Annotated in this window: 2 protein-coding genes; one reads left to right on the plus strand and one right to left on the minus strand. The window is 65.7% G+C overall.

Annotation, left to right across the window (positions count from 1 at the left end; genetic code table 11):
• Positions 1 to 51 precede the first annotated feature (51 nt).
• Positions 52 to 6813, minus strand: a complete 6762-nt coding sequence (locus EJJ38_RS18760; RefSeq protein ID WP_127091966.1) for an autotransporter outer membrane beta-barrel domain-containing protein — start codon at positions 6811 to 6813, stop codon at positions 52 to 54.
• Positions 6814 to 7411: 598 nt separating this feature from the next.
• On the opposite strand from EJJ38_RS18760, the gene EJJ38_RS18765 reads away from it, so the two are divergent.
• Positions 7412 to 12790 carry an ELWxxDGT repeat protein gene (locus EJJ38_RS18765; protein ID WP_164738578.1) on the plus strand — a complete coding sequence of 1793 codons (5379 nt, stop codon included), beginning with the start codon at positions 7412 to 7414 and terminating at the stop codon, positions 12788 to 12790.
• The last annotated feature ends 130 nt before the right edge of the window (positions 12791 to 12920 follow it).

The raw sequence follows: 12920 nt of genomic DNA on the forward strand, positions 1-12920 counted from the left end.
CCATGAGGGGGAAAGGCCGGACCGCCGCCCGGCGCCCGGCCCGAACCTCGGTCAGAAGCGGAAATTCAGGAACACGGACCCGCCATGGGCCTGGAAATCGGTGCCGATGGCCCCGTCATACTGAACCTTGACCTGGAAGCCCGCGCTCTGCGGCAGGTCCAGACCCAGGCCGATGCGCGCAAGGTCTCCGGCAATGGGAACGGAACTGCTGAAGGCATCCATGTCGGATACGCCCGCGAAGGTCGCGCTGGTCTGCCAATCGTCGCCGGACATGAAGGTGGCGCCGAGGCTGAGATAGAGGCGGCCCGCGCCGCCCGGCAGGTTCAGCCGCTGGCCGAATTCCACGCTGGGCGTGATGGCATAGAAGCTCTGGCTGTTGCTCCGGACATTGAGGTTCAGCGCCCCGGCCCCGCTCTCCGTATAGCCCTGCTGGTGGACGGCGATCACATCGAGATCCACCGTCGGGCGCATATAGAAGTCGTTGCCCAGCAGAACCTCGTAGGAGCCGCGCAACCGGCCGAACAGGAAGCCCGATTCCGGCGATGCCTCCGCCTGCGCGTTGTAGGTGCCGAGGCTGATGAAGCGGCTGCTCTCGGTCCAGCTATATCCGCCGCCCATGGCCGCCGAGAAGAGCCAGGGGCCGATCTCCTTTTTCAGGGCCACCGCCAGAAGCCCGGTGGTGGCGCTCGCCTGCTCGCCATTGCCGGTGCCCGTGAAATTGCCCCACAGCACGCCCGCGCTGCCGCCCAGATACCAGCCCTCCCCCAACGCCGTCTGGCCGCCGAGCTGAAGCCCGCCGGAGGCCATGGAGAAGCCGCTGGCATCGAAGGCGCCGCTGCGCCGGGCCATGCCGCCGATGCCGCGGCTCCAGGCGCAGGATTCCTCCTGCAGGACGGCATCCGTGGTGAAGGTCGGGCAGTCCAGCACGCTGGCGGCGGTCATCATGGCCATTTCCACCGCGAGCACATTCACCGCGCCCGCCGTCTCCGTGGAGACCGCATCCATCATGTCGCCGACCGTTGCCGGCTCGGAGCCGTGGAAGGCCGCGAAAGCCGCGCCGATGGAGATGCCGTCCGTCGCCGCCTGCTGTGCGCGGCCGCTGGCCAGCGCGTCCCAGGCATTCTGCAATCCGCCGGCCGCCGCCGCGCTGTTCGCGCCGAGCCCCTGCCCCGCCCCCGCGAAATCGGCCTTCGCGATGCTGAACCCGGTCCACCCGCTCGCGTCCTGGGATGGCGTGGTGAAGCTGAAGATGTGGCTGGACAGGACCGTGATATCCGCCGTGTTCTCGCCCGCCACCGATAGGAAGTTCACCTTGGCGTTGGGAAGCAAGGTGGTGGGTTTCAGGCTCAGGCCCCATGTGCCGCTCATCCGGCCGTCCACGATGATGCGGTCGCTGGTACCTGCGGCCATGTCCACGTCGAGATCGGCGATCACGCCCCCACGGCTGGAGGTGGCGGTGCTCCAGGTCTGAGCCTGCGCACCCCGGAAATAGCTCCGGGCCTGGAACTGCGCGCCTTCGCCCGTGGTGACGAGATCGCCGGTGAAACGGGTGGTCTGGGTGGTGCCGGTTCCGCCCACATTGAGGGTGCCGTTGATGGTGGAATAGGCCACGTCCACGATCACGCCCGGCTGGAAGGTGCCGGTGCCCTCCGTCACCAGCCGCCCGGCTGTCACGCCCTTGCCGGTATTCAGCATGACGTTGCCCGCCAGATGGCCGCTATTGGTGATGGTCAGCGCCGCGCCTTCATTGCCGAACAGCGCCACCGCGCCGCCGGAATGATAGGCCCCCGCATAGCCGGACACCGCGCCGCCGGGGCTCACCACCACGCTCGCATAGGTATTCTGCGTCTGCCCCCAGACGGCCCAGGAATCCGGGCCGGTGGTGGTCACGCTGCCGGCGACGGTGACCTTCACCCCCGCCTGGTTGTTGTCCCCGTTCCGGTGCAGGGAGCCCGCATAGAGCTTGCCCCCGCGCTCGAAGATGCCGCCCGTCCCGGCGATGGACTGGGCCACGATGCCGTGGGCATAGCGGCCGGTGGTGGTGATGGAGGCCCCCGCCGCCACGTCCACGGTCACGATGCCGGAATGCCGGCCGTGATGGTCATGGGCATAGCCCGGATTCTTCCTCAGGGAGGCGGCGGTGGTGGTGTAATAGGCGTAGATCCAGCCGTTCATGTCCGCCGCCAGCCCGCCGCCGCCGCCGATGGACTGCGCGATGATGCCCGCGCTGCCGTCGCCGCTGGTGACGATGGAGCCGTTGCCGCTGAGCGAGACATTCACGGCATAGCCGGCGCCGCGCGTCTGGTCGGCGGCGAACTTCACATCGGCAAGGTTGGCCTCCGAGATGGACAGCAGGCCGCCGCCGCCGCCGATGGATTGCGCGATGATGCCCGCCGATCGCGTGCCGCTGGTGACGATGGTCCCGGCATGGTCGATGGAGACCACGCCACCATCCAGGGTGTTGACATTGTTGGGATTCATCGTGCCGCCCAGCGTCATGGTCACGATGTTCTGGAGCGTGTCGTCATTGATCCGCGCGGATGTGCCGAGCGCGATCCCCATCATGCCGCCGCCGCCGCCGATGGACTGCGCGACGATGCCGTTGGCATTGTCGCCGCTGACCTTGATGTGGGTGCTGCCCAGCGTCTTCACGCTCACCGCGCCGCCGGAGGCATTGTCCGACTTGTCGGTGGAGGTGGCGCCCAGCGACGCCGTGATGGCGGAGACGGCATAGCCGGAAAACTCCGCATTGCCGCCGCCGCCGCCGATGGACTGCGCCACCACGCCATGGGCGCCGAAGCCGGCGGCCTGCACGCTGTTGGCATAGACGGTGACGGCGCCGCCCTTGCCCGAGCCCCCGCTGGACGAGCCGGTGGTGAAGGTCGCGAAGCTCGCCGTGCCCTTCAGGCTCTTGAGGTCGAAGCTCAGATTGTCCTGCAGCCATTGGCCGAGCGCGTTGCCGCTCTGGCTGAGGGAATAGGAATTGGCGGGCGAGGCCAAGGACGACATGCCGCCGCCGCCGCCCACCGACTGGGCGACGATGCCGTGGGCGAAGGTGCCGACGGTCTGGGTCGTGCCGATGGAAATGGACGTGCCGGTCTTGGCCACGCCCACGAACACCGTTCCGCCATCGCCGCCGCTGCCGCCATTGGAGCCGGTGCGCATGGTGCCGGTGACGGTGAAGGAGGGCGAGTTGAGGCCCACCTTCAGATTGTCGGCCACATAGGTCTTCAGGGCGGCGTTGATCTTGTCGCCCGCCTGCTCCGCCAGGAAGGGGGTCATCTGGATCTTCTGGGAGACCGAGCTTGTGCCCGATCCGCCCTGCCCGCCGCCGCCGCCGATGGATTGCGCGAGCAGGCCCACGCTGGCATCGCCGGTGGTGACGATCCTGCCATTGTTCCAGGCATAGACGAGGCCGCCCTTGTTGCCGCTGCCGCCCGTCTCGCCGATGCCGATCTGGATGACGGTCTTGCCGGCCCCGGCCCCCGCGCCCGCGCCACCCTTTCCGCCGCCGCCGCCAATGGACTGGACCACGAGGCCGGATGAATTGTGCCCGGTCGTATAGACGGAGCCGGTATTGCCCACGCCCCCCTGCACCTTGCCGCCCAGGCCGCCGGTCTCGCCCTTGCCGCCGGCGCTCAGATCGGCCGACGCCGTCGCGGCGGAGATGAAGGAGACGCTCTGGGCATCGCCGGAGCCGCCCGCGCCACCACCGCCGCCGATGGATTGCAGCAGGATGCCGTCCGCGAAGTCGCCCGAAGTGGAGATGCGGCCGAGATTATGGGCATAGCCGGTGCCGCCCACATTGCCCGTGCCGCCGCTTCCGCCGAAGGCGAACGACAGGTCCATGGTGAAGGCATCGTCCTTGAACTTCAGCATTTTCGGCAGAACCGCGCTGCCGAGAATGTTGCTCATGGTGGTGACGGTGGACGAGGACAAGGCATCGCCGCCCGCGCCGCCGCCGCCGCCGATGGATTGCACCACCATGCCGCTGCTGCCGTCACCCAGGGTGGCGATGGAGCCGGTCTTGTCGAGAATGCCGGACACGGCACCGCCCGCGCCGCCCGTGCCGCCCGTGCCGCCCAGCGTGGCCGCCACCGACAGGCCCACCGTCTCCTTCGGGTTCTGCGGAAGGGGCACGCCGATGGTCATGCTGTGGGCGCTGGACCCGCCGCCGGCCCCGCCGCCGCCGCCGATGGACTGGACCAGCATGCCGTAGGAATTCTGGTAGAGCGTGCTGACTTTGCCCGCATTCTCCACCTTGGCGGAGCCGCCGGCCCCGCCGGTGCCCCCCGTGCCGCCGAACGCGACGCTCATGCCCACAAGCAGGCTGTCCGTGCTCTGCTTCGACGAGCCGCCGATGCCGCCGCCACCGCCGATGGACTGGGCGAGGATGGCGTGGCCCATGGTCCCCTGGGCGGTGATATCGCTGGTCTTGGAGGTCTTGACCGAGACGGCGCCGCCATTGCCGCCCCCGCCCGCGGACCCGCCCACGGAGACACCGATCTCGTGCGACCAGCCGGCCGCCCGGCCGCCATTGCCGCCGCCGCCGCCGATGGACTGGACGATGATGCCGCTGGCATAGTCGCCCACCGTGAGCAGCGTACCGGCATTGTAGGCATAGGCTTGTCCGCCATTGCCGCCGGCCCCGCCGCGCCCGCCCACCGTGACCACCAGCCCGGCCTTGTTGCGCCCGCTGCCGCCGCCGCCGCCGATGGACTGCACCATGATGGCGTGGGCCTCGGACGCTGCGGTGGAGACGGACCCGTAATTGCGTACCCCGGCATAGCCGCCGTTTGATCCGCCCAGATCCTTGATGGCGGCGGAACCGCCGCCCATGAAGCCCAGAACGCCGGTGCCCGTATTGGTGCCGCCGCCGCCGCCGATGGACTGGGCGAGGATGCCGATGCCCCCGCCGGTGGTCGCGCTTTCCGGCGGGAGATAGCTGCCGCCATCCGCGGAATACTGCCTGATCAGGCCGCCATGGGTGATGATGACGCCCGTATTGACCACATGCACATCGGAGCCGTGCGTGGTGCCCACATTGCCGCCCACCTGCTGGCCGGTGCTCGTGCTCGTGGCTGTCAGCGTGCTGAGATCGGCGGGGCCGTTGGAGGTGAGCAGGCCGCCGCCGCCGCCGATGGACTGGGCGACGATGCCGCCCGCATCCATGCCGAAGGTTTCGATCTTCCCGCTATTGGTAACGTGGACGTCGTTGCTTCCCGGGCCATAGGAGTTGTTCGTGCCCCAGACGATATTCTTGCTGCCGGAATTCACGAACAGGCCGTCGCCCTGGGTGGAGGACGTGGACTGGGCGACGATGCCGTGGGAATAGCGGCCGACTGTATAGATCGAGAAGTCGCTGGTGACGGTGACGACGCCGCCGGTCGCGGCATGGACGCTGCCCTTCACCCCATAGGCGCCCTGCCCGCCGACGGAATGGGCGAGGATGCCAAAGGAATGCTGGCCTTCCGTGGCGATGGTGCCGCCACCCGCGAGCGTCACGGTCACCGCGCCGCCATTGCCGCCGACAACCTTCGGCGCCGTTCCATTGTGATAGGCCCCGCCGCCCAGGCTCTGGGCATAGATGCCGGGCGAGGCATCGCCGATGGTCACGATCCGCGCCGCCGCCCCGCCGTGAACGGTGACATTGACGGCGCCTCCGTCTCCGCCGTTGTAATAGGAGTGAACGCCGGAATATTTGTAATGGCCGAGGCCCCGCCCCCCGGTGCTGTGCGCGACGATGGCGCCGCCCGTGGACATGGCCAGCCGGCTCGCGACAACGCCGACGCTCTTGGAGGCGATGGTTCCGGCGAAGGCGGCATCGGTGCTGCCGAGCGTGACATCCACCTGCCCGCCCGCGCCGCCATTGCCCATGGCGAAGGCATTCTTGAGGCCGTACGCATAGATGGCGTTGGTCTGGAAGGTTGCGTTTCCGCCATAGGACGCGCCGAGAATGGCGGGGCCGGCCGAGAGCGATGCCACATCGCCCGTGACGGTGATGGCCACCTGCCCGCCCGCGCCGCCCGCAATGCCGCCCGAGCCGAAATGCTGCCCCTTGGTGACGCCGGATGCCCCGCCAATGCTCATGCCGACCACGGCCGCACTCGATGAGGTCGCCTGTCCGCTGGTGGTGATGCTGACGTTGCCGCCCGCGCCGCCGCTGCCGTAATAGGCGTCACCACCCACCGACAGACCGTAGATCGCGGCCCCGGACGGTGTCGTGTTGGCCAGCGTTCCCGTATTGACGATGGTGACCACACCGCCGGTCCCGCCCCTATAGCGCGTGTACCAGCCCTTTACGTGCGTGCTCCAGGCATTGCTGCCGCGCGACACCACCGAGAGCGTGGAGGACTGCTTCTGCGGCTTATGGGGCGGCTTGCTGGCCTGCGGGGCGGCGGCGAGGAGCGAGAAGCTGGAATAGCTCGTGGCGACCGCAAGAGAGAGGCCGTTGGTCAGCGTGATGTTGAGCCCCGGCTGGCCCGCGATGGCGCCGGCATAGCTGTATTTTTTCCCGCTCGTCTCCTGCCGCACCTGCTCGGGCGGAGCGAAATAGAAGCTGTAGGCGCCGCCATAGGCATAACGGGGCCTGTCCAGCGGCGTGTCGTCAACGGGCACGACGCAATTGAAGGTGACGGCGGGCACCTTGGTATTGGGCTTGCCGCCGGCACTCGCACCGCTGACGGCATAGGTCGCCACCACCGGGCTGCAATTCTGCGCATAGGCGCGCGAATAGAAGGCGAAGGGGAAACCCGCGAGGGTGCCGGCCAGTGCCGTTGAGCGAAGCAGGAAAGACGGGACTTGCCGCCTCAAACGGCTGCGGAACGATGCGCGCCCCTCGCCCCGAGAGGTGTCTTTCGAAAGGGGGCCGACAGGGCCCGCCTGACCATGACTGTCAGCCACCTAATGCATCCCCGCTTCGATGCGGCGGGGATATCCAATTCAGTTTTTTATGTCCACAGTCGATACTCAAATATTTTATGTATATTTGACTAAGCGTATAGACAAATGGACAACAAACACACCTGCGATTCGGCTTTAAAATATAATATTAGTTTAAATGATCAACCGAATGTGTCATGCGTGCGTCGCTTTGGGTGCCGTGCAAACATCTCCTTTGGCGACACACTTACGTACGTGCAAAATATCTGAAAATGTTTCGCTTACGCCCTGTAATTTTATGAAATTTATGTAATAAAATTATTTATACGACTAAACTTATAATAAAATATATATCAGAAATACAATATTAATACATCTTAATTTCAAGAATCCTTGCTACGAGGGCGCCATTGGGTCGCTCTGCAAACTTTTTCTCTGATTGCGATCCCATTTTCTGGGACGACCGGACGGCTCCAATGCGTCCGGCGCATGAATTTAAGCCCGTTTGCCGGGCGACGAGGAGATTGCCGTGCTGCGAGATTTCGATGCCCTGCCGTTTGCCGGCACCGTCCTGCGCGCACCCGCCGATGTCGGCAGCCTCGCCGCCAATGCGGCCCCGGTGCTGAGCGCAACAGGGCCGGTTTCCGGCCTCCTTTTCCAGGCTGCAGGCGCGGGCACGGGCACCGAGCTGTGGTTCACCGACGGCACGGCCGGCGGCACCAGGCTGGTCAAGGACATCTATTCCGGCACATCGGGCTCAGGCGCGCAGCTTTTGACCGATCTCGGCAACGGAAAGGCGGTGTTCGCCGCCAATAACGGCGTCAACGGCAATGAATTGTGGGTGACGGACGGGACGGCGGCGGGCACGGTCCTGGTCAAGGACATCCGGGCTGGTGCCAACAATTCCAGTCCCTCGGACTTTCAAGCCCTAGGCGATGGACGGGCCATATTTTCCGCCTACGACACGACCAACGGCACCGAGCTATGGATCACGGACGGGACGGCGGCAGGGACAACTCTGCTCAAGGACATCAATCCCGGAAGTGCCAGTTCCAGTCTCGGCGACATGACGTCCATCGGCGGCGGCAAGTTTGTGTTCTCTGCCCTCACCGGCGCAGCCGGACGTGAGCTATGGATCACCGATGGGACGGCTGCGGGCACCGTGCTGCTCAAGAACATCGATCCCGGGACAGCGAACGGGTTTCGGTCCGGGTTCGCTGTCATTGGAGATGGAAAGTTCCTCTTCCGCGCCGATGACGGCACCACGGGCGATGAACTCTGGATATCCGACGGGACTGAGGCCGGAACGGTTCTCCTGAAGGATATCCTCCCAGGTGCTACGGGCTCCTCCCCCATTAACATCACGCCGATTGGCGGCGGAAAGGCGGTTTTTGCCGCCATCACCGACAATGGGAATGAGCTTTACATCACCGATGGGACGGCAGCCGGCACCACCCTGGTCAGGGACATCTATTCAGGTGTCGGAAATTCAAACCCTTCCAACTTCACCGCTCTCGGCTACGGAAGGTTCGTGTTCCAGGCCAGCGACAGTGTGAGCGGCAGCGAGTTGTGGATCAGCGACGGGACCCTCGCGGGCACCAATGTGCTGAGGAACATCAATCCCGGAAGCGGGCATTCCGTCCCGCAGAACATCACGCTCATCGGCGACGGGACGTTCATTTTCCAGGCCAATGGCGGCAGCAGCGGCGCCGAATTGTGGATCAGCGACGGGACCTTTGCGGGAACCGTTTTGCTCAAGGACATCAATCCCGGCAGTGGCAATTCCGCACCCGCGAATTTCCACGCCCTGGGCGACGGCAGGTTCGTCTTTACAGTCAATGACGGCACCAATGGTTCCGAATTGTGGGTCACCGACGGGACCGCCGCAGGCACCGTCCTGTTCCAGGACATCAATCCCGGTAGCACGGGATCATCGCCCACCGCCTTGACGCCCTTCACCTATGTCCCCACGCCGTCCGTCGCCGCCTTCACGGAGAATGGCGCGGGGGTGCTCATCGCCGCCACCGCCGGCCTCACCGATGACGACAGCGCGGCCCTCTCCTCGCTCGTCGTCACCCTCTCCAGCGCCCCGGACGGGGCTGCCGAGACCCTGTCCATCGCGGGGTCGCTGCCGGCGGGCATCACCGTCGTCTATGATGCCGCCACCCACACCTTGACCCTGTCCGGCGCCGCCAGTGCCGCCGACTACCAGGCGGCTCTGCGGCTCGTGGCCTATGCCAACAGCTCCGAAGACCCGGACACCGCCACGCGCAACCTGACCGTGGTGGCCACCGACGCCGATGGCGCCGCGAGTGCGCCCCTCTCCCTTCCGGTGACGGTGACCGCCGTGAACGACGCGCCCGCCGGCGCGCCCACCACGCTCCTGCCGCGCGGAACCATGGACACCGCCTACACCATCGCGGCGTCCGACCTTCTCGCGGGCTTCAGCGATGCGGAGGGCGACACGCTCCAGGTGACCGGCCTCACCGCCTCCTCAGGCACCCTCGTCAACAATGGCGACGGCACCTGGACCCTGACGCCGGCCGCCGGCTTCACGGGCGCCATCACGCTCACCTACGGCGTTTCCGATGGCACCGCCATGCTCGGCGGGCAGTCGCTGGCCCTGACCTTCACCGAGGAAAACACCGCGCCCGTGGTGCGTCCCGCCGAGCCGCTCTCAGGGTTCCTGTTCCAGGCCAATGGCGGCGAGGGCGTGGAGCTCTGGTTCACCGACGGGACGACGGCCGGCACGGTTCAGCTCAAAAATATCGCTTCCGGCACCGCTGACTCCTTTCCCCGCGGCTTCACGGACCTCGGCGATGGGCGGTTCATCTTCACCGCCATGACCGCGTCGCAGGGCTACGAATTGTGGGTGACAGACGGTACGTCAGCGGGAACGGTGCTGTTCAAGGAGCTTTACTCCGGCGTCAATGACGGCGTGTTCTCCAGCACCAGCTTCACGCCCGTGGGCGAGGGGAAGTTCGTCTTTGTCGGCAGAAGCGGGACTACTACCGGCCACGAGCTTTGGGTCACTGATGGGACCTCGGCCGGAACCGTCCTGCTGAAAGACATCAATCTCGGCACCAATACGTCCAACCCGGCCAATTTCACGGCGCTCGGGGATGGCCGGGTCGTGTTCACGGCCACGAATGGCACTAACGGCATCGAAACGTGGATCACTGACGGGACCGCCGCCGGCACCCGCATGGTGAAAGACATCAATCCTGGTACCGCAAATGGTGTGACTACGACGCAGGTCTTCACGCCGATTGGCGACGGACGCTTCCTGTTCGGCGCCAATAATGGGACCCAGGGCATCGAGTTGTGGATCAGCGACGGCACCGAGGCCGGGACTGTTCTCCTCAAGGACACCTATGTCGGATCCGGCAGTTCCGGCATTTCCGGCATCACGTCGCTGGAGAATGGCAAATACGTGTTCGTCTCGAACACCGGCGGCGATGCCGAGGTGTGGATCACCGACCTGACGACGGCGAACACCACCCTTGTCAAGAATATCAATATCACCGGCAGCAGCTCGCCCACGGGCCTCACATATCTCGGCAATGGCAAGGTTCTGTTCGCCGCCCAAGACGGCGTTACAAACGGCCCCAATACCACCGGCCGCGAATTGTGGATCACCGACGGCACCGAAGCCGGAACGGTCCTGCTGAAGGACCTGTATGCCGGCACGGGCAGCTCTTCCCCCGACAATTTCACCGCGCTCGGCGACGGGCGATTTGTCTTTATCGCCATCTCCGCCACGCAAGGCCGAGAGCTGTACGTCACAGATGGGACAGCTGACGGCACCTTTCTGGTCAAGGACATCACGCCCGGCGCAACCGGTTCCACCTTCGCGTCTTTTACCAGCCTCGGCGATGGGCGCGTGGTGTTCCGGGTCACGGACGGGACGCACGGCGCCGAATTGTGGGTGACGGACGGCACCGAAGCGGGCACCGGCCTCCTTAAGGATATATTTCCAGGCTCCAACGGATCGAACCCGGCCAGCTTCGCGCCGGGCGTCTTCATCCCCACCGTTGTCCCCGCCGCCTTCACGGAGAATGGCGGGGCGGTGCTCATTGCCGCCAGCACGAGCATTACCGACGCCGAGAATTCGCCGCTCACCTCGCTGGTGGTGACTCTCTCCAACGCCTCGGACGGTGCCGCCGAGGCCCTGTCCCTGGCGGGGGTCCTGCCCTCGGGCATCACCGCCAGCTATGACGCGGCCACCCACACCCTCACCCTGTCCGGCACGGCCAGCGCCGCCGCCTATCAGGCCGCGCTGCGCCTCGTGGCTTATGTCAACAGCTCGGAAGACCCCGACACGGCCGCACGCATCCTGACCGTGGTGGCCACCGACGACGAAGGCGCCGCCAGCAGTCCCCTCTCCTTCACGGTGACCGTGAGCGCCGTGAACGACGCCCCCACCGGCGCGCCCACCGCGACGCTGGCGCGCGGAACCGTGGACACCGCCTACGTCTTTTCCGCCGCCGACCTCCTGGCGGGCTTCAGCGATGCGGAGGGCGACACGCTCCAGGTGACCGGCCTCACCGCCTCCGGCGGCACGCTCGTCAACAATGGCGACGGCACCTGGACCCTGACCCCGGCCACCGGCTTCATGGGCACGCTCACCCTCACCTATGCCGTCTCCGACGGCACCGCGACGCTTGCCGGACAGACACAGGCCGTCACCATCGCCGCGCCCAATGCCGCGCCCGTACTGGAGGGTGGGGCAAGCATCCAGACAATCTTCTTCCGGGCGACCGACGCCACCAATGGCTCGGAAGTGTGGGTCACCGACGGAACGCCTGAAGGGACACGGCTTTTCAAAGATATCAATCCGGGCAGTGGAGGTTCCGCGGCCACAGGTTTTACCGATATCGGCGGCGGCAAGTTTGTTTTTCGGGCGAACCACGCCGACACCGGCACCGAGGCGTGGATCAGCGATGGGACGCCTGAAGGAACCGTGCTTCTCAAGGACATCGCTCCGGGCATTGCCTCCTCCAGTGCCACGAACTTCACCCCCATCGGCAATGGCAGGTTCGTGTTTCAAGCCACGGACGGCGTCAGTGGCACCGAGCTGTGGATCAGCGACGGGACCACGCAGGGAACTGTGCTGCTGAAGGACATCGCGGCCGGCGCCTTGTCGTCCAGTCCCGGAAAAATCGTCAGTTTGGGAAACGGCACCTTCGTCTTCGTTGCCAGTAACGGCACCTCGGCCAATGGCAACGAACTGTGGGTCTCTGACGGAACCACCAGTGGAACCACGCTTCTCAAGGATATTGCTTCCGGCAGCGCATCCTCTAACCCGACCAGCCTTATCGCCATCGGCGGCGGCAGGGTCGTGTTTGCCGCGGACGACGGAGAGGTTGGAACGGAACTGTGGATCACGAACGGAACAGCGCAGGGAACGAGCCTTCTCAAGGAGATACGGCTGGGCTCCGGCGGCGGCAATCCCACCGGTCTCACGGATATCGGCGGTGGCAAGTTCGTCTTCCAAGCCAATGGCGGCTCGACCGGCCGTGAGCTATGGATCAGCGACGGAACCGATCAAGGGACTGTCCTCCTCAAGGACATCGCGCCGAACGCGGCCCATTCAGACCCGACAGCCATCGTGGCGCTGGGTGGGGGCAAATTCGCCTTCCAGGCCTCGGACGGACTGACCGGTGGCGAGTTGTGGATCAGCGACGGCACGGCACAGGGCACCCTTCTCCTCAAGGATATCTATCCCGGCATCAACCCCTCCAGTGTCTCCGGCATCACGGATATCGGGGGTGGAAAGTTCGTGTTCCGGGCCAATGACGGGGTCCATGGTTCCGAGCTGTGGATCAGCGATGGCACGGAGCAGGGAACGGTCCTCCTGAAGGACATCGCACCGGGCACGGCAAGCTCGTCTCCCGGTCAGATATAACCCCTCGGCGGGGGACGTTTCCTGTTCGGTGCGGATGACGGGACCAATGGCTCTGAAGTGTGGATCAGCGACGGGACCAGCCAGGGAACCGTTCTGCTGAAGGACATCAATTCCGGCAACGGAAGTTCGG

The sequence above is a fragment of the Aquabacter cavernae genome (assembly GCF_003993795.1).
Classification (GTDB): domain Bacteria; phylum Pseudomonadota; class Alphaproteobacteria; order Rhizobiales; family Xanthobacteraceae; genus Aquabacter; species Aquabacter cavernae.